Source organism: Anaerobiospirillum thomasii (genome assembly GCF_900445255.1).
GTDB classification, from domain to species: domain Bacteria; phylum Pseudomonadota; class Gammaproteobacteria; order Enterobacterales; family Succinivibrionaceae; genus Anaerobiospirillum_A; species Anaerobiospirillum_A thomasii.
Genome location: NZ_UAPU01000005.1, coordinates 913,137 through 934,320, shown reverse-complemented (window position 1 = coordinate 934,320; position 21,184 = coordinate 913,137). Strand labels below are relative to the sequence as shown.

Annotated in this window: 17 protein-coding genes; 15 read left to right on the top strand and 2 right to left on the bottom strand. The window is 34.1% G+C overall.

Annotated features, from left to right (window positions below; translation table 11 throughout):
- The first annotated feature begins 6 nt into the window (after nucleotides 1-6).
- The 15 genes from DRZ93_RS04225 (at nucleotide 7) to DRZ93_RS04150 (ending at nucleotide 17,892) form a co-directional block, all read left to right on the top strand.
- Nucleotides 7-396, top strand: coding sequence for a hypothetical protein (locus DRZ93_RS04225; protein ID WP_113744897.1), 390 nt, complete (start codon nucleotides 7-9; stop codon nucleotides 394-396).
- A gap of 84 nt (nucleotides 397-480) precedes the next feature.
- Nucleotides 481-1,206, top strand: coding sequence for an ABC transporter permease (locus DRZ93_RS04220; protein ID WP_218564249.1), 726 nt, complete (start codon nucleotides 481-483; stop codon nucleotides 1,204-1,206).
- Entirely contained in the window at nucleotides 1,203-1,865 is a 663-nt protein-coding gene (locus DRZ93_RS04215) for an ABC transporter ATP-binding protein (protein WP_113744895.1), read from the top strand. Before DRZ93_RS04220 ends, DRZ93_RS04215 begins: the two co-directional genes overlap by 4 nt.
- Nucleotides 1,866-2,166: 301 nt before the next feature.
- Complete coding sequence (locus DRZ93_RS04210) at nucleotides 2,167-3,174, top strand: KpsE/RkpR family capsule polysaccharide export protein (protein WP_172458033.1); 1,008 nt, start codon at nucleotides 2,167-2,169, stop codon at nucleotides 3,172-3,174.
- A gap of 12 nt (nucleotides 3,175-3,186) precedes the next feature.
- Complete coding sequence (locus DRZ93_RS04205; protein ID WP_245933768.1) at nucleotides 3,187-5,076, top strand: polysaccharide biosynthesis/export family protein; 1,890 nt, start codon at nucleotides 3,187-3,189, stop codon at nucleotides 5,074-5,076.
- A 2-nt stretch (nucleotides 5,077-5,078) separates the two neighbouring features.
- A complete protein-coding gene (locus DRZ93_RS04200; RefSeq protein ID WP_113745929.1) occupies nucleotides 5,079-6,017 on the top strand; it encodes a glycosyltransferase family 2 protein in 939 nt (312 codons plus the stop codon).
- Nucleotides 6,014-7,135 carry a UDP-galactopyranose mutase gene (locus DRZ93_RS04195; protein WP_113745928.1) on the top strand — a complete coding sequence of 374 codons (1,122 nt, stop codon included), beginning with the start codon at nucleotides 6,014-6,016 and terminating at the stop codon, nucleotides 7,133-7,135. Before DRZ93_RS04200 ends, DRZ93_RS04195 begins: the two co-directional genes overlap by 4 nt.
- Nucleotide 7,136: 1 nt before the next feature.
- Nucleotides 7,137-9,107, top strand: coding sequence for a glycosyltransferase family 29 protein (locus DRZ93_RS04190; protein WP_113745927.1), 1,971 nt, complete (start codon nucleotides 7,137-7,139; stop codon nucleotides 9,105-9,107).
- A 9-nt stretch (nucleotides 9,108-9,116) separates the two neighbouring features.
- Nucleotides 9,117-10,640 carry a glycosyltransferase family 4 protein gene (locus DRZ93_RS04185; protein ID WP_113745926.1) on the top strand — a complete coding sequence of 508 codons (1,524 nt, stop codon included), beginning with the start codon at nucleotides 9,117-9,119 and terminating at the stop codon, nucleotides 10,638-10,640.
- 1 nt (nucleotide 10,641) lies between these two features.
- Nucleotides 10,642-11,211 (top strand): glycosyltransferase family 2 protein, encoded by a 570-nt coding sequence (locus tag DRZ93_RS04180; protein WP_113745925.1) that lies wholly within the window; start codon nucleotides 10,642-10,644, stop codon nucleotides 11,209-11,211.
- Between the two features lie 982 nt (nucleotides 11,212-12,193).
- Nucleotides 12,194-13,108, top strand: a complete 915-nt coding sequence (locus DRZ93_RS04170) for a hypothetical protein (RefSeq protein ID WP_113745923.1) — start codon at nucleotides 12,194-12,196, stop codon at nucleotides 13,106-13,108.
- Between the two features lie 205 nt (nucleotides 13,109-13,313).
- Entirely contained in the window at nucleotides 13,314-15,146 is a 1,833-nt protein-coding gene (locus DRZ93_RS04165) for a Mu transposase domain-containing protein (RefSeq protein ID WP_113745922.1), read from the top strand.
- A 9-nt stretch (nucleotides 15,147-15,155) separates the two neighbouring features.
- The gene (locus DRZ93_RS04160) at nucleotides 15,156-15,911 is read left to right on the top strand and encodes an ATP-binding protein (protein ID WP_113742986.1); all 756 of its coding nucleotides are present in this window, start codon (nucleotides 15,156-15,158) and stop codon (nucleotides 15,909-15,911) included.
- Nucleotides 15,912-15,953: 42 nt separating this feature from the next.
- Nucleotides 15,954-16,508: a DNA-binding protein gene (locus DRZ93_RS04155; RefSeq protein WP_113742988.1), complete on the top strand. Its 555-nt coding sequence runs from the start codon at nucleotides 15,954-15,956 to the stop codon at nucleotides 16,506-16,508.
- A gap of 712 nt (nucleotides 16,509-17,220) precedes the next feature.
- Nucleotides 17,221-17,892 carry a hypothetical protein gene (locus DRZ93_RS04150; protein WP_146741094.1) on the top strand — a complete coding sequence of 224 codons (672 nt, stop codon included), beginning with the start codon at nucleotides 17,221-17,223 and terminating at the stop codon, nucleotides 17,890-17,892.
- 153 nt (nucleotides 17,893-18,045) lie between these two features.
- Here DRZ93_RS04150 and DRZ93_RS04145 read toward each other — a convergent pair whose 3' ends face one another.
- Together DRZ93_RS04145 and DRZ93_RS04140 are read right to left on the bottom strand one after the other, a co-directional pair.
- Nucleotides 18,046-18,441: a VOC family protein gene (locus DRZ93_RS04145; RefSeq protein WP_113745920.1), complete on the bottom strand. Its 396-nt coding sequence runs from the start codon at nucleotides 18,439-18,441 to the stop codon at nucleotides 18,046-18,048.
- A 1,228-nt stretch (nucleotides 18,442-19,669) separates the two neighbouring features.
- Nucleotides 19,670-21,043: a hypothetical protein gene (locus tag DRZ93_RS04140; RefSeq protein ID WP_113745919.1), complete on the bottom strand. Its 1,374-nt coding sequence runs from the start codon at nucleotides 21,041-21,043 to the stop codon at nucleotides 19,670-19,672.
- Nucleotides 21,044-21,184: the final 141 nt, after the last annotated feature.

Sequence of the window (21,184 nt, the reverse complement as noted above, 5' to 3'; positions counted from 1 at the left end):
TTTATAATGATACATTTTAAAAAAGCAGTTGGATGTGCCTCAATAATAGTTATTGCTCTGACAGCAATTGCTGCCTGCTCCACCCCAAGAGGGCTGCAGCATAAGGCCTCACGTCCTGTGGCACAGATAAGCGCTGTAAAACAGTCTGCACAGGTTGCTCAATTTGCCAAAAATGTATCTATGATGAGTGTAGGTTCAAGCGATATCTTTGAGTTTTCTCCTGTAGGTAACGCAATGACTGTCAATGCACTTAACTTTTATACCAATGCATTAAATCAAAAATGTCGCAAAGCTGTATTTGAAACTTCATCAACAGTGCAGGAGTTTGCTGTATGTACTGATGACAGCATAACCTGGTACTATATTCCTTCTTTAAATAAAGCTATAAATAAATAGTATATTTTATTTAATATGCCTTTTTCTTTTTTTAAAAAACTACAAAGCTCACTTGTAACAGAGTATAGGGTTATAACTGCTCTTATGTTGCGTGAGATCCATACTATCTATGGGCACTCATCCCTTGGCTATTTATGGGTGGTAATTCAGTCTGTATTTGGCATAGCAGTTTTTTTAATTTTACGTGAAATAATGAGAGCGCCATCTCCTCATGGCATGCCTACAGCTCAGTTCCTTGTTATTGGGTTTGGTTTTTGGTCGATTATTTCTGGGACTATAAGTAAATGTATTAGCGCAGTTGACGCAAATAAACCACTTTTAACATTTCCTCAAGTTACAGAGTTAGATGTTATGCTATCAAGAATGATTGTATTGTGGTTTACCCAAATTATTGTATCTATAATTCTGTTGTTTGTTGATGATGCTATTAATGGTAATTTAGATATATACTCAATAAGTCATTTATATATTGTTCTATTTTTAGCTCCTTTACTAGGGCTAGGCATTGGTCTTACTCTATCAGCGGCTACAGTTTTCATTCCTGCGCTAGAAAGAATTGTTCCAATCTTTCTAAGAGTCTTATTTTTTGTCTCTGGAGTGTTTTTTTCTGCAAATACTTTTTCTCAAGATATTGCTGATATACTAATTTACAATCCTATATTGCAACTGATTGAACTTGCTAGAAGTTCAATGTTTTATGGTTATCCATCAGAGGGATGTTCTTTTAGTTATATAGGTATGATTACACTTATATTTTTATCATTTGGTTTACTGCTTGAACGTTACGTAAGACCAAGGAGAAAAGTGTGATTATACTTGAAAATGTCTGCAGATCGTACAGAACCAATACTGGAGTGCATAAGGTTCTTGATAATGTGTCAGTTACCTTTAAAGAGGGCGTAAACACAGCTATTCTGGGACTTAATGGTGCCGGCAAGTCAACCATGATTCGCCTTATAGGCGGATCTGAACAGCCAGACTCTGGTCGCATTATACGCGATGCTACAGTATCATGGCCAATAGGCTTTGCAGGTTGCTTTCATGGATCTTTATCAGGAAGAGAGAATCTGCGTTTTGTCTGTAGAATTTATGGGGCCAACATAAAGCAGGTGACAGCGTACGTTGAGGAATTCTCAGAACTTGGTGAATACCTTGACATGCCGTTTAAAACTTATTCATCAGGTATGAGATCAAAACTGGCCTTTGGTCTGTCATTAGCGGTAGGATTTGACTTTTATCTTATTGATGAGGCTTTTTCTGTAGGTGATGTGGTATTTCGTCGCAAAGCCGCGCTTGAATTAAATAAATTAAAAGAGCGGGCCACTTTAATTTATGTGTCTCATTCAGCATCATCTGTCATACACCACTGCAGCGCCGGGGCTGTTTTAAATCAGGGTAAACTTGAATATTACAGTGATATTAAACAGGCTATAGAAAAATATACGGAAATTTGTAATGCAAGAAAATAAAGAAACAAAGATGGTTGAACACAATCAAAATACTGCACCTAAAAAACCTGAAACTACAAAGGTAAGCGTAGAGAATAGCAATTGTGGGGCAGGTAGCGCTTCTTCTGAAATTGATACTCAGCGCCCAATACAAGCAGAGGTACTGGACTCAGAAGTCAGGATAAAAGAGGAAAAAACAACAGTATTTTTTAAATTAAAAAACTGGTGGTCAAAACTTACATTTAAGGTAAAGTTATATTTTATCTGTGTGCTGGCACCTGTTTTTCTTTATCTTTTTTATAATATATTTATTGCCTCGCCTATGTATATATCAGAGGCAAAGTTTGCTGTTAGAACTATATCTCCAACAACTGGAGGCATAGATTTTGCCTCTCAAATTTTTAATGTGCCTTCAACTTCCATGCAGGAGGCCAAAATTGTTGAGGATTATTTAAAATCTCCCGATGTGGTCCATGTAATAAATCAGGAGCTTGATGTTCTTAAACATTATACTAGCAGCTCATATGACTGGTTTTCACGTCTTACATCAAATCCTACATCGGATGATGTTATAACTTTCTGGAAGAAGATAAGTCTAGTAAAAGTAAACAACGATTCAAGTGTTATTTCATTATCGGTAAGGGCCTATACCCCAGAAATGGCGCACTCTATTGTTTCAAATGCTCTGATGCAGTGTGAAAAGCTGATTAACAGCATGAATGAAAGAGCTCGTCACGATGCTCTGTTGCTTGCGCAGAATGAAGTTGATGTGGCCAAAAACAAATTTGATCAGGCTCAGAATGCTCTTAAGGAATTTAGAAATCAGCATCAGGATCTAGATTTAAAGACTACCGCAACAGGTCTGCAAAGCTTAATCATAGAGCTTGAAGGGCAGGCAACTTCTATAAGAACTCAGATTGCTGAAGCTCTTGCATATATGCAGGAAGATGCTCCATCTATCAAAGCCTTGAGATCTAAATTATCTGGCGTTGAACAACAGCTTGAAAGAGAGAGGGAGAAGGTCACATCACTATCAACTCAGGGACAGTCAATTAATACACTTGCAGGCCTCTATGAGTCATTGACTATAGATGTTGAATTTGCAAGAAAGCAACTTGAGTTTGCAATGACCTCACTTGAAAAGGCTAAGATAGAGGTAATGTCGCAAAACCTATATGTAGTAAATATAGCAAAACCATCATTACCTGATGAATCGCTCTATCCAAAGCCACTTTTATATACATTTTATTTACTTATTGCTTTAAATTTAATGTGGGCTATAATATCCGTTATTATTGTCGCAATAAAAGAGCACCTGGGCTTAGTATAGGGAGTATATATAGTGTTCTTAAAATATAAATTAAATCTATTTACTCTGTTACTTATTTTCACAGCGCAGGGCGTCTATGCAGAATCAACTTCTCATAATTTACCTTATGTAAAATACGACGGATCGTCCCAAAGTCAGTCATCAAGTCTTGGGGCAAGTTCCAACCCAGCTCCGCAAAGCCTTGGTGGTATGCCATTTGTCCCATCCAACATGGGTCAGAGCACAGGCTTAAATCCTTATTTTGGTGCACAGGTTTACAGCCAGAATAACGCTGCAAATTTTAGTAAAAATCAAAATGGAGTCTTACTCCATAATCCGGGCAACAATAATTCCCAGAGCGCGCTTTATTATAGTGCAGGACCTGTACCTCAGGGGCAGCCTGCCTGGTCACAGGGTAATTACTACAGTCAGCAGGGCTATATTCTCATGCCTTTTGGTGCCTCACTCTTTAGAGGGCATTTTGCCAATACTTATGCTGATAACTTAAATGCCTCATACATCATATCCCCAGGCGATCGCATTGTTATACGCATATGGGGTGCCAAGCAATATGATGATGTTTTGGTTGTAGATCAGCAAGGCAATATATTTGTTCCTGAGATTGGCCCTATCAAGGTGGCAGGAGCCACCAATGCCAAGCTACTCTCTACAGTAAAAAGCCGCATAGCTTCTATCTTTACCGATAATATTGAGGTTTATGTAAATTTACAGAGCGCCCAGCCTGTAGGAGTCTATGTTACAGGTTTTGTGCCTCAGCCAGGTCAGTATGCAGGAGGCTCACATGACTCACTGCTCTCCTTTATAGACAGAGCCGGCGGTATTGATATATCACGTGGCTCATTCAGAGAGATACAGCTTTTACGTGGCGGCAAAGTTGTAGCCACATATGACCTGTATGACTTTATCTTAAAAGGTAAAAGACCTGCACAGAGATTAAATGACGGAGATGTCATTTTAGTTAAAGAGAAGACCAATGAGGTACGCGTTATAGGCGACGTGCGTCAGGAGGCCCTGTATGAGCTTAAAAAGGCTAATGAGGGTCAGAGCCTAATCAGCATGGCAAGCCCTGCGCCAAGTGTCTCTCATGTATCTGTATCTGGTATCAGAGACAACATACCTGTTCACTATTATCTGTCTTTAAATGAGTTCAAGAAATTTAAGCTCTCTGATGGAGATGTGGTTGATTTTGTTGCAGACAGAAAAGGTGAGAGCGTCATTGCCAAGATCAGTGGTGCCATTGTAGGCCCTTCAAGATTCCCTGTTGGCAAGGATGTAACTCTGCGCGAGCTTTTAAGCTTTGTAGAGGTGGATCCAAATCTTGCTGACACCTCATCCATCTATATAAGACGTAAATCTGTTGCCATGCAGCAGCAGAAGGCTATAAACGACTCCCTGCGCCGTTTAGAGCAAAGTGCCCTCACTGCTACCTCATCATCTGTAGATGAGGCAAAAATCAGAGTGCAGGAGGCAGATCTAATACAGGACTTTGTTAAAAGAGCAGGACAGATTGAGCCTGATGGAATTGTTGTTGTATCAAGAGGCGGTGTTGTAAGTGATATACGCCTTGAAGATGGCGATGAAGTAATCATACCGCAGCTAAGTGATGTAGTTCTGGTTACAGGAGAAGTCATGATGCCAAAGGCCGTTACCTTTGATGAGGATATGAGCCTTGATGATTATCTTGGTGCTGCAGGTGGTGTATCAAACAGAGCAGATGACAGCAACATTCTTGTGGCAAAGGTTAACGGCGAGGTTGGACTTGCTGATGATTTAGGTATTGCCCCTGGTGACAGAGTAATGGTAATGCCAAGATTTGATTCTAAAAACATGCAGCTTGCCAAAGACATAATGCAGATTATGTATCAGATGGCTGTGGCTACTAAGGTTATAGTGGATTTATAGGCATGAAGCTAAGTGTAATTATCCCTATATACAACAATTCACAATTTTTTGATAGATTTTTGGATTGCATAATAGCTCAACAAGTAGAAGATTGTGAATTTATAGTAGTAGATGATGGATCTAAAGAAGATATATATAGTGAACTTAAAAAGAAAATTGAGAAAGCTGATGATAAAAGAGTTCGCTTAATAAGGCTTAATAAAAATCTAGGTTATGGAGCCGCAGTTAATTATGGTATTGATAATTCATATGGCGAATATATTGGACTATATGAGCCCGATGATATTATCCAAAAAGATTTCTTTTCTGTGTTATTAGAATATGCAAATTGTAATAGTATAGACATTATCAAATATAATGGACTGATAAAAAGAAAAGATAATAAAGACTACAAAATATTTTCTTATAATAAAAATTACACAAATAAAATCTTTAATATGCACACATATAAAAGATTAGGGTATTCACACCCTTCTATTACAAATGGCATATATAGGAAGGAATTTCTAAGAAAGAATTGGATAAAATTTTGTCATGGTAAAGGTGCGTCATACCAGGATCAGCAGTTTAGAATTAGTATATGGTATGCAAACCCGAGAATATTAATAATAGATGATTGTAAATACATTTATTGTTTTCATGACAATCAGTCTGTTTCTAATCATAATGACAAAATTGATAACATAATTTTAAACTGGAAAGAAGAATATAGTTATCTTAAATTACACTATAGCGGGCAACTAGTTTTTTTTATTTATAGTTTTTATAGAGAAATTAAAGGTATAAAAAACAAAGTAAGCTACGAAAATTATATAAAACTTAAGTCTCTTTACTTTGAACTTTATAGGTCATGTAGAGTTGACTTTATAAAGGCTTTTTCTTTAAGAAAGAACATTATTGAATTTATAAATTTTTACTTATTTACATTGAGGTTAATGTGAGAGATATTTATTTAATTGGCGCAGGACTTTTCAACTTAACTTGCGCAAGAATCCTCGCGGAAAAAGGATATAAATGTCACATATATGACAGTCGCGCTTACCTTGGAGGAAACTGTGCAGACACTGTAGATGCAACAACAGGAATTTTATATCATATTCATGGACCTCATATTCTGCACTTAGATAACCTTGAAGTTTTAAACTTCTTAAAACGATTTGGTGACTGGTCATATTTTCATCACGAAGTGAAAACATGTTATAAAGACAATCTTTATCCAATGCCAATTAATCTTGAAACAATAAATAAGTTCTTTAATCTTAATTTAAAACCTTTTGAGCTGGCAGCATTTTTAAAGAGTAAAGCAGAGACGAAAGAGCGTATCAATAATATGGAAGACTTCCTTATTTCAGAGATTGGCTCAGAATTGTATGAAGCATTTTTTAAAGGGTACACTATAAAACAATGGGGAAAGAATCCTTCCGACCTTCCAACTAATACAATTGCAAGAATACCTATTAGGAGTAACTATCAATCTACATACTATAAAAAGAAATACTCTTTTCTACCCGATGATGGCTATCATAGTATTTTTGAGAAAATGGTTGATCATAAAAATATCTACCTAACATTGAGTAATCAAATATCAAATAAGGAAGTATTTGAGTATGCTAAAGATGACCTCACATTTTATAGTGGCCCTATTGATAAGCTATTTAATTATAAGTATGGAGATTTAGAATGGAGAACTGTATACTTTCTAATGAAATACCATAATGTGCAAGACATGCAAGGTATCAGTGTTATTAATTATCCTGAGAGTAAATTCCCATATACAAGAGTTTGTGAGCCTAAGCATTTTTATATAGATAAGTATACTAAGAATCACAAGTCACTACTAATAGAGGAATACTCAAAGCAATTTGATAAAAATACTGATGATACTCCTTATTACCCTATTGGTGATATGGAAAATAAGAAGAAATTTGATACTTATAAAACTGAAGCTGTCAAATATAAGAATTTATACTGTGTTGGTAGATTAGGTAACTATGCTTACACTGATATGGAAAACACAGTAGATAACGCATTCAAACTGTGCCAAAACATTAGGGTATAAAATGTCAGTAAGTATAATTGTTCCTTGTTATAATGTAAATAAGTATATAACGCGTTGTTTAGATTCGTTAGCGTTGCAGACGCTAACTGATATTGAAATTATTTGTGTGAATGATGGCTCGTCAGATAATACTCTTGAGGTTTTAAATAGTTTTTGTTCAAAAAAAAATATTACTATTATCAATAAGTCAAATGGCGGATATGGCAGTGCAATAAATGCAGCTTTGGAACTTGCTAGTTCAGAGTATATCGCCATATGCGAGAGTGATGATGAAGTACTACCTGATTGTTATGAGTTGTTATATAAGGAGAGCAGGCTTAGAAACTTAGATGTCTGTTTTTATAATTCTTATATAGAGGTTCGTGAAGGATTTAAAGACAATTTAATAACAATGTACACTCCTTGTTTCTCAGATACTATAGAGTTAACACGTGAGCAAATCAAAGAACGCATAGCACTAGCTAATGTCGGTATTACTACCTGTATTTTCAAAAAAGAATATATTACAAAGAATAATATAAAAATGGATGAATCTTCAAAAAGTTACGAAGATGTGGGTTTTATTCTTAACATACTTACGCGCGAAGGAAAGATAGGAGTAATGCCTGGTGTAGGATATTTATACCACAAAGACTGTTCGGCGCAATCTGTTAATAATGTAAGTAAATTTTTGAATATTATAAAATCCATAGAATTCTCACTGCATTCAACTATAAATACAGATCCATTTTATAAAGGTGCAATATTAGGATATTGCTTAGCTCACCTTGTATCATACTATAATAAAAGTAAAAACACAGATTGCTTATTAGTTAATAAAGAAATCAAAAACTATATTGAATATGTATTAGAAGAAAACAGTGAACAACAAATTTATATTAGACCTAATATAAGGCATACTTTGACTAATTTAGGTTTCAAAAATGACTTTAGTTGTTGTTCTGTTCAAAAAGAGATTCAGTACAAATCACTACCGACTATGGGTGACTCATTAGATAAAAGTTATTCATATATAGTATCATATAGCCATTATTTGTTTTCGCTCCTAAGAATCAATTCCATTGAGATAGAAAACAATTTAACTAAAACACTTAATGACATACTTGTGTATGAAAATTGTTATCATTCTAGAAATGATGTAGTATTTAAACGATTTATTATATGGTTTATTCAAACAATTACATTTGAAAGATTAAGCAAACTCTCGGAACAAATAAAAAGCAGACTTTTTCTTCTCCTAAAAGATCTCAATATAATTACAGACCTTTCGTATTTAAAGCCACAGGTTTTAAGCGGAGCTTACTCAGAAAGTCTTATAACCACAGAAGAATGGGCCACTGCTAAACACTATAATGATTTTTATCATTTTTATAAAAATGGAAATGAATATTATAAAAATTTTCTAAAATATATTAAGGGTAAATCTATAGTGGTTGTTGGGAATGCACCGAATATATTAAATAGTAAGATGGGTAAATTTATTGATAGCCATGATATTGTCATTAGATTCAATAATTATCCAGTAGAATATAAACTTATAGAAGATTTGGGATACAAAACATCCGTTTGGGTACTAACTCCAGCACTAGATTCTATATACTATAAAATCAACTGTATAAATTGTGATTACATTCTATGCTTTAAATCAAATGTTACATATAATAAGGCACGTGTAAATACCTTGAATAACTTTACACAATCGGGGATAAGAGTTGCTTTAGTACCATGTGATAAGTATTTATGGGAGAATAATGTAAGAGTTATGAGTCTTGGCCTTTTAGTAGCCGAGCTTCTCTATGAAAATAGAAAAAATATTAATACCATTTCTTTTGTTGGATTTGACTTAAAATCACAAACTAAAGGCGTCACACACTATTTTAAAGGAGATCCTAGTGACGGGAAAAAATTATCGTTTCATAAATGGAATTTAGAAGAGCAAAGACTTCATATGATTATTAATAAGTTAAAATAGGGGAATAATATGCAACACTATATACACTGTCACCAAGGATATGATCTTAATAAAGGTGGATCTGTCGGATATATCTCATCTTTATATAATAGTTTTTCTCAATTTAACTCATCATTTCTTACAAAGGATAATATAAAGTGTAATTTCATTTTTCCAAATATTTTACCAGATGAAAGAATATCTTATCAGCCTCTACAATCAATTTTAGATCCCAGATTTTGCTATATTGATAACTATGAATTAAATAACGCAAACAAGGCATTTATAAATCAAAGAAGACAATGGTTCAGAGAGATTATACCAATTACAGAGTATCAGAAAATTAACTCTAAAAACATTACTTCTGTCCATATACATGGCGCATATAATTTTTTACCTATTTATAACTCACTAATAAGAATGGGAGTAGAATCAAGAGTTGTTAAAATTTTAACGACACATAATCCATTTAAACCAGAATGTGAAGATATAGAGTTAATTACTAGAGGTAGAAATTTCAAGAAAGAAGATATAGAAGTATTTAAATATTTCTATAGCCAACGTGATTATTGGGCTTTCAATTTGGCTGACGCGTTATTTTTTCCAACTGAAGAAAGTATGGAGGGATATTTTGAAACATGGCCTGAATTTCAGACGATTGTAAAAAACAAACCTGTATTCTTCTGTACAACTGCAACAGAACGAAAAAATTATGACACAAGTGCTTCAGTCATTAGAAAAGAGCTTAAAATTCCATCAGATGCTACAATGTTGCTATATCTTGGAAGATTTGTCAATGTTAGAGGGTATGACATACTTATAGAAGCCGCAAAAAAAATATTATCAAAAAATAAAAATATATATTTTGTGGTAGTGGGTGAATCTACTCGTGCGCCAATAACTTCACCAAACTGGATTCAACTCCCTTTTACTAAAAAACCTGGAAACTATATAAATGCGGCTGATGCTGTTTTATGCCCTAATAGAGGTTCGTTGTTTGATCTTTCTATGATTGAGTCTTTATCATTAGGCAAAGTTATTATTTGCAATTACGTTGGTGGTTATAAATGGCTTAAAGAAAAAATTTCTGGTGTATTTTATGCTGAAAGAAATAATGTCGACTCTTTTATCAACGCAATAACAGAATTTTGTAATACTGACAAAAACAGACGAATTGTTTTATCTAATGAAAATCGTAATTTCTATGAATCTTATTTATCTTTAAAGAATTTTCAAGAAAATTATTGTAGTACAATAGATAATATATATAACTATTTTGAAATATCAGATAAGTATTGTTCATTATCATATTGTGACAAAATTACAAGTTATCCTGTTGCTAACATTTCATCAGTTAGCTTAGTAAATGCTGCAACTGTTTCACAAGTAAAACAGCACTCTACAAACAATATTGAAGTCGATAAAAATTTACCTAAACTTTCCGACCAAAAAGTAAGTTCAAAAATTATATCACCAACTAGAAGAAAACTGAGAAAATTGGTAAAAAACCCGAAATTATATTTTAAAGATTTAGTTCTTAAGAGGTTGAAATAATATGCCCAAAATTGCTGTTATTATTCCTGTCTTCAATAAAGAAAAATATATTGAAAGGTGCTTAAATTCTATTATAAATCAGAAATATAATTCCTTACTAATCATATTAATTAATGATGGGAGTGTAGATAATACAATTAAACAAATCTCAAAATACAAATATTATGACAATATGGTTTTAATTAGCCAAGAAAATAGGGGACAAGGCGCCGCAAGAAACATGGGTATTAATTTTCTAAATTATATTCAATTGAATAATAAATTACCAACCAAAGGGCAGCTAGAGAATTTTAGTCAAAAGAAAATTAATATGTTAACATTAAATGCTGGTGTATTTAATTTTAAGTCTGTTAATTATGTTGTATACTTAGATGCTGACGATAGATGGAATAAAAATTTTATTACTTCTATCTTTAGCAAATACAATGATGCAGATCTTTATTGGTATCATTTGTCTTTTCTTCACAAATTAAAATTTAATAATCAAGATATAGTCTCTAATTCCCAATTATTAGCACGACTAAAAGATTACAATGTAGAATACATATTTTTTTCCTGTGGGGGTAATTAAATTTGAAATTGCATCTAAATTAAAGTTCCTTGAAGGTGTTATGCATGAGGATTGGTTATATGCTCTTCAACTCTTCGAATTGTGTTCAAGAGTAGTATGTGTAACTGATCCAGTTTATTTGTATGATTCTACATCTGAGAGCGTTACTAGAACAGCTACAATTTCTAAAAATCCTTATAGTTTTCTTGCTAATATTTCTGATAAATTTAGCGATACCAAAACCCTTCTAAATTACTATAATTGCTACAGCGCAGTAGTTGTCAATTACCTCTGCTTAGAGCAGTTACGACATATTGACAAGGTTTTTGATATAAACTTGTTCGAACATCTAAGTCCTAAGCTTTTAGAGATTTCTGCGGTAAAATATAATTACATTAAGGAATTATGTATAGATCCATTGAATGCAAAAAGCATATTTGAAAAAACAGCAAATTTTAAACTTAAGATGAACATGTATAATAACGATCAGTAAGCTTAGATTGACTTATAAACTCCCCATGATAATGAATAACATTTGTCTCAGTTAAAGGTATATAAGGGGGGGGGGAGCCCCCCCCCCCCCTTTTTTTTAAAAGGTTAATTTAGATCTTATTCTGATTTAACTAGTTACATTCATCAATTTGTATAATTTTAACATATAACTTCTCTGTCTAAAATCTGATTATTGTAAAATTTGCGATATAATGCAATTGTGTAAAATTTAATTGACTAATATAAACAATTAAATAAAAGATTCCCCATAAACTGTACTAATGGTGATTTACTTTAAGCTCATTATATCATATTCACTATCTCCCTAATCTTACCAAATAATTACATAAATCCTTTGTTAACAACAGATTCTTCTTTGCTCTATTATTGTGACATTATTAATAAAATCCATAAAAAAAATACTATAAATATATTATTTTAACTGTACATATATGATATAATATGTACAGTTATATCTTAATTAATAGATAATATTTTGAGGGTTTTAGTTATGTCTATACCTGAGAATATAAGAGCCGTCCCAAGACCTACAAATACTGTCGTAGTTCTATCTGGAACTGGCAGATATAGGTACGCTGTTCGTCAAAGATCTGGTACTAAGTATGATGCCAAAGGAAAGGCCCAGCCTATCAATGGAGCTATTATTGGTCATATTATTGATGGTCGTTATGTTGCCAAAGAGACTAAAATTGTATCTCAGGGAGTAATGCCAGATAAATTGTCTTATGGAGCCAGTGCTCTTGCTTTCTCGGTAGTCGGCGATATAAAAGACGATTTGAGGGCCGTGTATGAGTGCGGGGATGTGGATACAATTCTCGCTATGGCCTTGCTAAGGGTAATAAGACCTAGAGTTACAAATACAAGATTGAAGTCCGCCTATGAGCATTGTTTTATTTCAAAATTTATACCTTATGTGGGCCTTAGCAAGAATACAGTAGCAAAGTTCATCTACCACCTTGGCTCAAATTCTCAATTGATGCATGATTTTTATGCAAGACGTATAGACAGACTCCTGCCTTCTTGTCATATTGCTATAGATGGAACTCTTAAGCAGAATACAAGTATAGTTAACGATTTGTCTAATTTTTCAAGGAAGGCTCGTGTCAAAGGTTGCAGAGATGTCTCTATTATCTATGCTTATGTAATAGAAACCATGGAGCCATTATGCTCTATGATTTTACCTGGAAACATTATAGATGCCTCTGCTTATAGAGCCTTTATTAGGAACAATAATATAGAAAAAGGAATTATAGTAACCGACAAAGGCTTTCCACCAAATAAAATTAGACAGGAGCTCGCTGAGCACAAAGATCTTCACTATATAACCCCAATAAGGCGCAATGATGTACGAATCAGTGAGTATTCTCTTTTAGAGTTTGACAGTGCCATCAGATATGAGTGTTGAATATTGTGCAAGAAGATCCGAAGAGTCGGAACATGAACTTGTATTTCAGTGCTCTATTTGCACCTAAACCTGCGGTCAATTTTTAGCTCCCCTCGATTTGAAGTTTTGTTTCAAATCAAAGTAACAAAAACTAACATTTCCTCCCTGTCATTCTTACATTGGCATCTTTGGTATCTTAGAGTCTCCAATTTTTAAAGGAGGCTTTATGCCAAGGATAAATTACATTGCAAAACATAAAAAGAAAATTGGTAGTGGAGGACAAATGGATCCAGATACCTTAAAGCGGGCTTTAATTAAAGCCCTGACTATGACGGCAGCACAGCTGGAGCATGAGGGGTTTTCTCATGGCACGGCACAGCGTCTGCGTCGTAAAGTTGCTGAGCTCAAGTTAACCCGAGAGTCTATTGGAGGTATGACCAGTAAAGAGCTTCATAAACTCTACTATAAAAAGACAAGGCCTGTACAAAGCAACAATAAAATTATGCCTGATATAGATTACCTACAAGACAAATATATCAAGTCGCATCTTGAGGCAAAGACACCGTCACAAAAGAAACTGGCTTTAACCAGGAAGTCAGTGATTGAGCTTTATTACTTCAATGATCCAAAAAATAAAGAGTTCGTTGATAGTGGAGAGAGTAGCTTCTTGTCTTTATCTCGTGTATGCCATATATGGCGGGAGCATGAAAAACAGATTAAGAGGCCTGTTTATATGAAAGAGCATGAAATGGCTGGTGAGGCTGAGTATGACTTTACAGGAGTTAGATTGCCCTATGTGGTTAACGGCGCCACCCACTATGCCACATTTATCGTGGCTGTACTTACTGGATCGCGCTATATCTTTGTCAAAGCTATTGCCAATCAGTCTCAACCTGTGGTGTGTGATGCCATAGCTGACAGCTTTAGATATTTTGGTGGCTGTCCCCATGTCATACGCATTGATAATTTCAAAGCAGCTGTTAAGAAGGCTGCTCGTTATCAGGGTCAGCTTACAGATGAGATGATTAATTTTAAAGAGTTTTTTAATATAGGGGTCTTTACCTGTCGCAGCGGACGGCCTAAAGACAAGGGCGCTGTCGAAGCTGCTGTAAAGTATGTTACCCGTTATGCTCTGTCTATTGCCAACAACCACGTAAAAGACGGCAATCCTTTCAGTTCATTAGATGAGATAAACTCTTTTATCGCGCCTCATATTGCCAGGATGAATGAATGCAAGGTAAGGGGCATGAAGAGCTCAAGAAAGGAGCTTTTTGATATTGAAAAAGGTTTATTGCAACAGCCTGCCTCATGGGATTACAGGTTCTTTGAAAGCTTCATTATAACAGTGTCTGAGACTGCCCGCTTTACTTTTGAAGATCATACATACGCAATACCATCTAAATGGATTGGACAGAAAGTCACAGTGCATACCACTAATCAGACAGTTAGTTTTTTAAGCCTTGATACTGTTATTGTAAGTTATAAAAGAATGGATGGCGTAAAAGGCCTGTCAGCCATCCATGGTGTTATTGAAAAACAACACCTTATATATGACATCTTTAGCATAAAAAATCAAGAAGATTTACTGTTGGAGTGGGCAGAAGCTATTGGGGAGCATGTTAAAAGCTGGTGTGATTTCCAGCTCACGCACTGCAAATATGGATATGCTGACAAAATAAGATATATACACAAATTCCTGACCATTGTTAAAGCCAATAAAGCTCACTACAGCATCTTTGATCGCTGCGTCAAAGAGCATATGTACAAAGGCTTTGACAGTATCATATGTTCTGAGCTTATAAAGATATGGGAGAGATATGAAAAGCCTGCCATATACAATTATGATGACGTCTACAATGACAAGACCTATATGGCCCTTGGTGAAGCTGTCATCTTAGGACATTGCGATCTCATGCTCTGGCCATTGCCTCAAAAAGAAATCACATCACAAACCTCATCTACGCAGGGTTCTGAGAACCAATCTAGGCCTAAAGAATTTTTAAACGGCCATGCTGTATACGATGAGCGCTTTGCTTATATAAAAAATCAACTTAGCTAGGAGTTAATTATGTCACTTACAAATATTCAATCTTTATTACGTGAGCTGGATATGAGGGGAGCTTTAGAGCAGTTTAATGCATATGTAAACAACCCTCAGGAGCTGGAGGCCACCAGCATTGATACCATTTTGACCAATATGCTCACAGCTGAGCAGAATACAAGAAATAAAAGACGTCAGGAGTCTTTAATTAAAGCTTCTAGACTGCCGGTAAAGGCAGAGCTTTGCATGATATTAAAAGATCTAGAACGCAGTGACCCTACATTTATCAATAAGATAGATAGCTTAAGCTCTCTTGAGTTTGTAGAAAAGTGCTACAACCTGACCATATACGGTAAAGCTGGATCTGGTAAAACCTTTATTGCTTCAGCTTTAGGGAGACGCAACTGCTGTCTTGGCAACTCAACTTTATACTACTCAACCAAAGACATTATAGCCAACCTGCACATGAATTTAGGCTCTGCAAGCTACGCCACCAAGTTAAAAGTTATAACAGGTAAAAGCATGCTTATCCTGGACGACTTCTGCCTCACCCCATATGATGCTGACGAGAAAAGCATTTTATTTGACATTCTGGACAAGCGCTATGGCAAAAAGAGCACAGTGATTCTCTCTCAAAAATCCCCAGATGCCTGGATTGATATTTTAAAAGGAGGTATTGATGGTGATTCACTGTCAGAATCTATTGTTGAGCGATGCTCTAACAATAATTACACACTTATTGTACCAGGCACTTCCCGCCGTACTTCTGTTGATGAAGATTAAATCAAAAGAGCATGCTCTTTTAAAACCTGGAGAATAATTATTATGACAACATCTAAATCAGATAAAAAAGCTTTTCGTGACGATCTGACCAAAGAGAAATTTGATGAGGCTGTATCTACCCTTAATAAGCAAGGTAAAAAACTGACTATACGTGCTATTAAAGAGCTTGTCGGAGGCGCTAATGAAACCATATCAGCATTTATGCGTCAGTACAATAAAACCATTATGGAGGCCAGTTTTAATGAAACTATGCCAGAAAGCTTCCAGCAGGACATGCAAAGGGTGGCATTAAACCTGTTTGAGTCTTTTAGAGATAAGATCAATGCCGACAGAACCCGACTGCAAAATGAGTATGATGCAAAGCATAAGGAAATAGGTGAGCTTATGTCAGAGGCACAAAAGGAGCTGCATCTAGCTCAGGAGAAGCTAAAAGAGCAAGATGCTCAAATTGCTAAAAAGGATGAAAGGATAAAAGAGCTTGAGTCTCTTTTAGCGGAGCAAACCAAGACCAACGCACATTTAACCAAGCGGCTGGAGCAGCAAAGCGATGACAAGCAGCAGGCTATACTGGAGGCTATAGCCAGGCTTGGTAAATAAAACTGGGTAAAGTAGACAAGGGCTGGCTTAAAAGCTGGCCTTTTTTGTTGAGTATCCACTTGATTATAATCAAAAAATTACAATTAAAGGAACATTTAAAGGTACAAGTTAAAAGAACATGTTCTTTTAATTAAAGGAGCATGTTCTTTTAATTAAAGGAGCATGTTCTTTTTAGACAAAAGGAGCGTGTTCCTTTAATTTACATATTATGTGACATATGACGCCAATATGTTAGATATCTCTCAAAAACAATACAAGTTATGGTGCTTTTAAAGATCTTCTAAAAAAATATTTCAAGATCTTCTAGCGTAGCACAGCCAGATCTTTATGGACAATATTTCCTTATGTATCAATATGTTGTTATTGAAATTTGTTTTGCTACACTAGCTAGATTTAAGCCTCATGGGTTCAAAGTAACGGGAATTTCTACAAAAATAAGGTATTGACAAATTAAAAATGATGATGAAATAATAAAAAAGTAAGCCAAAAGGGATGAGATTTTGTCTTTTTGTGAGCTAAAAATACCCCAGAAGGTCATATTAAAAATTACCACTCCACGGATCTTCTAACACAAGATCGTCAGATCTTCTTCGCAATATTCAACAATGAGGACAAAGCAGTAGTTTGCAGGAAAGTTGTAACAAAAGACGGTCTTTATCTGTATTCTTTCAGAGATATATCAGGCTATGCAAAAGAAAATACAAACTACATAATGAGAACGATAAAAAACAACTCATTTGACGCTCAGGAGTATAAATCTAGAGAAGAAAAGTCCGGATTGATTGTTTTTGAGTCAGATTTAGATCTAGAACCATCTTCTGTATATAAGACATTCAAGGAGCGATGGCTTCTTGAGCTTATGTTTAATCGCTATAAAAATGAAGAGTACTTTGATGAGACAAGAGTTCACAATGACTTTTCTGTGCAGGGTCTTGAGTTTATAAACTTCATATCAACCTTGATTACATCAAGGATTCTAAACAAGCTTGAGGAAAATAATGTACTAAACGGCATAACATATGGAGAGCTTATGGAAGATCTCAATGCCGTATGGAGAAGAACTGATCCACCTATTGAAGGCATACCTGATTTAGATGATGGATACTGGGAAGTGGGGGTTAAATCGAGCTTTGAGGCATTAATTAAACTTGGACTTTGTACCAATAAGCAGGCACCTGAAAAACTTAGAAAAGCTAAAGCTGGTCGACCTCATAAAGAGAAAAAAGAAGTGGACTCGCAAGGAGTTACATCTGAGCCCAAACCAAGAGGAAGACCAAAGAAAAAGCCTGAATTTATTGGACCCAAAAGAAAACCTGGCAGACCTAAAATTGAAAAAACTGACAAGATTAAAAGACCGGTTGGCAGGCCCAAAAAGAGTTCATAGACACTTAAATATGCTATTATTTAAACGGCTTCTTGAGTGGAACAACTTTCCTTTATGATAGCGTCAAATATTGAAGCCGTTTAATAGTACAGATTTTTGGGAAACTTTTAATTAAAATCAATTTTAAAGCAGAAAAGATCATAATTATATACATTAATCTGACGCAATCTCAATCATTCCAATATTATTACTATAATAGAATTGTACATTTGTATTTCCTAAAGCTACAGCCTCCTGCTTTTGTGTGATTGGAAAAAATTTAATTTTTTCCAATGAAGAAATCTCTTTGTTTAAATCAATTGAAAGACACAAATGATACGGTCCAGGTCCATTTCGCTTCAGGTAAGAATAGACTATAGATTTATTTGATGATGGTTCAATCAATTCTATAACTTGGTTAATATTTGAAATAAAGAGAATATTAATTTCTCTTATAGGATCATATGTTCTTTCTGATATCTCATTATAACCAATTAGTTTAAAAAATGAGACTGCTTGAGAAATTGAAGGTACGACCCATCCTATATGACTTTTTAACTCTTCTTTCATAAATCACCAATAAAAAATATGAACTTATTTTTTCTCTAAGTTTTAATCAAAAAATGTTATAAATTTATATATCTTTTATTTAAATTTTGTTTGCAAGTATACATTGCAGTTGTTCTTTAAAACTTTACTTTAAGTCATTGTAAGCCTTATTAGCCTAGACTCTTATAGATATGTCGCTATTTTGCTCATAAAAAGAACAGTTCAGTATGGTTTTTGAGGCTTTGAGGAATTGGATCGAAATTTTTAGAAAATCATCTTATTCAGATGGACTTTTTATTACGCTGTGACACAGAATACGGCTAGATATTCGTACACATTAAATTCCGATAAATAATGATATATTCTTTTGTATATCAATAACTTACAGTTATAGATTTTGCCAAGAGCCTAGGTTAGAACCTGCCCATTGTAGCTTAATATATTCATTCTAATCTTATTTAGATCAGCGTGGTTGGAGATACTATTCTCATTGTAACATTTCAGCTGATTCTGATTGAATAATTGGTCACTCTGAGTATTATGAGCCTGCTCTATAAACCAGTAGTCTCTAATATATGACATACCTGCAATAGTTTTTATTTCCTTTAATAAACTCTTTATCTATAAGCCTGTGTGCAGTATTTACCGTTCTTTGAATTACCATATAGCCCTTTTCCGGTATACCTGGTACTAGAAGCTTTAGAGCAATGTAGTTCTTCCTATAGAAATTGACAATATTACCGGAAGCAGTATCAAGCAATATGTCGTGGTCAAACTTAGCCGTTCAACTAAAAGACAGGCTTTATTTTCCTGCTTACGAATCATGTTTGGCTGCATAGCGCAAGAGGCCTTCATCCTTTCAATGTCAGGAAGAAGTACACTATCATAATAAGCTTGTTTGTGCGGTTCATAGTCCTTAGCCCATATAAAAGCTATAGGCTCGCATTTAGCTAGGCATGAACAAGTTATCTATTGGCTTGAACTCTATACTACTCATTACAACTCTGAAAGAAGGTTAAAGATTAAGTGTCTATTAATTCTCGAGAAAAATGACAATACATAATATTAAAATATGGCCAGTGTATAAGTATTTTTAAAGAAATTTGATCGAAGAGATCCTCGCGTCACACTTTTCTCAAGTATAACAATAACTTATAGTAAATTTTTAAAGAACAACTGTTGGGGTGTTCCCGCAGTTACAAAATCTAAAAAGAAGACTTTTTAATGCTACTAATATCGTCTAATGTAGTTAAGTGTTTTTTCTATTCTTAAAAATAGACGTGTAAAAAAATCTTTTATCTTTTTGCCCTGCAAAAATAGACGATATATTATTTATGTTTCTATTGAGAAACAATTCAAGAAAATCAATTTCTTGATCTATAGACAAAATAGAGGCGCTTCTCTTAAAGTACAAATACACCTCTTTATTAATTACATCATAATTATTTCTTTTAAAGATATCTATTAAACATTCTTCACTTTTTTCTGACAATAATTTCTTGTTTAAACAGAATGTAGACTGAATGTTGTTTACTTTATTAGAAGTTGAAACCAATGTTATATCTAGGTAAATAAAGTCTTTTGGCAGTCCTTTTATTGTAAAAATTTTAACTTGTGTATTGTAGTTATCATCTAATTGTTCAATATACTGAAATAAGGAGTGGTGTTGCAAAAACTGAATCCAGTATTTAGGCGTTATAAGTTGATTCCACCTATCCAAGCGGTTAATAGAAGGAGATTTATTATCACATACATATCTAGATCCTCCTAGAGATACCCAATTTATATAATTATCAAGCCACTCTGGTGACATATATGATGTTATCTCGGAATTCCAGAACTTTTCAGGTCCTGTGGCGTGCAAGGCAACAGTTTGATTATTAGCATATTTTGGAAACACCTGTAAGCGTACGTCATTAGTAATTTTAATATTAAAATGAGCACAGGTCATGGCGAAACAAAACTCATCTATAGGAGCAACAAAAGCATCTGACTTTGCAAACATATTTGCGAAGGTTATATATTGATCTCTAAACTCACTAAATTGAGATAATCTATTTGTAAATATAGATAGACCAACATTATACGCTTTGTATTTTCTTGTAAATTTATAATCAAAATTGCGTTCTATAAGATCTATTGCGCCAAGGTAAGTTTTATGAATCCTTTTAGTACTAGCTCTCAATATGGCATATTGTGAATCGTCTAAACAATTCTCTATGGACGTATTAAATACAGTATCATCATCAATTTTTATAAGAAATGTATATTGATCTAGTAATGAGAATAGAAACTGCCATGACAATATATTTATTGGCAATTTCATAGTTGGTTTATCTGAATCTTTGGCAGTAAAAAGAGAGAAATCTAAATTAGAATAAATTGTATCTTTATCTTTAGAGGTATAGAGAAATTTAACATTTGGGCAAATCTTTTTTATTGCTGCAATATCTGTTTCTGGTGGAGTATTAATATTATTTTTGTCCAAAGACTGCATATCTTCAATATGAACATATGCATCAAAATCTAAGTCTTTATGAACTTTGCAAAATGAATTTAAACTAGTTCCTAGAGCAAATAGTCGACCCGGTGTAGCAGAATAGAAAATACAAATTTTTTTCATAATTTAATCCTAAAAATGGATTGGCAGTATATATTAAGATGTATAATTTTTTTAAATCAAATTGTGGATTTAAAGCATTCAGGTAATATAAGTATGTTTTATACACATACTTATATTAAATACTTACCTGCTTTAATATTC

Bases quoted from the DNA above. Each gene is read 5' to 3' on its own strand.
- DRZ93_RS04225 (WP_113744897.1), top strand. From the start codon at position 7: ATGATACATTTTAAAAAAGCAGTTGGATGTGCCTCAATAATAGTTATT.
- DRZ93_RS04220 (WP_218564249.1), top strand. From the start codon at position 481: ATGTTGCGTGAGATCCATACTATCTATGGGCACTCATCCCTTGGCTAT.
- DRZ93_RS04210 (WP_172458033.1), top strand. From the start codon at position 2,167: ATGTATATATCAGAGGCAAAGTTTGCTGTTAGAACTATATCTCCAACA.
- DRZ93_RS04200 (WP_113745929.1), top strand. From the start codon at position 5,079: ATGAAGCTAAGTGTAATTATCCCTATATACAACAATTCACAATTTTTT.
- DRZ93_RS04190 (WP_113745927.1), top strand. From the start codon at position 7,137: ATGTCAGTAAGTATAATTGTTCCTTGTTATAATGTAAATAAGTATATA.
- DRZ93_RS04185 (WP_113745926.1), top strand. From the start codon at position 9,117: ATGCAACACTATATACACTGTCACCAAGGATATGATCTTAATAAAGGT.
- DRZ93_RS04180 (WP_113745925.1), top strand. From the start codon at position 10,642: ATGCCCAAAATTGCTGTTATTATTCCTGTCTTCAATAAAGAAAAATAT.
- DRZ93_RS04170 (WP_113745923.1), top strand. From the start codon at position 12,194: ATGTCTATACCTGAGAATATAAGAGCCGTCCCAAGACCTACAAATACT.
- DRZ93_RS04165 (WP_113745922.1), top strand. From the start codon at position 13,314: ATGCCAAGGATAAATTACATTGCAAAACATAAAAAGAAAATTGGTAGT.
- DRZ93_RS04160 (WP_113742986.1), top strand. From the start codon at position 15,156: ATGTCACTTACAAATATTCAATCTTTATTACGTGAGCTGGATATGAGG.
- DRZ93_RS04155 (WP_113742988.1), top strand. From the start codon at position 15,954: ATGACAACATCTAAATCAGATAAAAAAGCTTTTCGTGACGATCTGACC.
- DRZ93_RS04150 (WP_146741094.1), top strand. From the start codon at position 17,221: ATGAGAACGATAAAAAACAACTCATTTGACGCTCAGGAGTATAAATCT.
- DRZ93_RS04145 (WP_113745920.1), bottom strand. From the start codon at position 18,441: ATGAAAGAAGAGTTAAAAAGTCATATAGGATGGGTCGTACCTTCAATT.
- DRZ93_RS04140 (WP_113745919.1), bottom strand. From the start codon at position 21,043: ATGAAAAAAATTTGTATTTTCTATTCTGCTACACCGGGTCGACTATTT.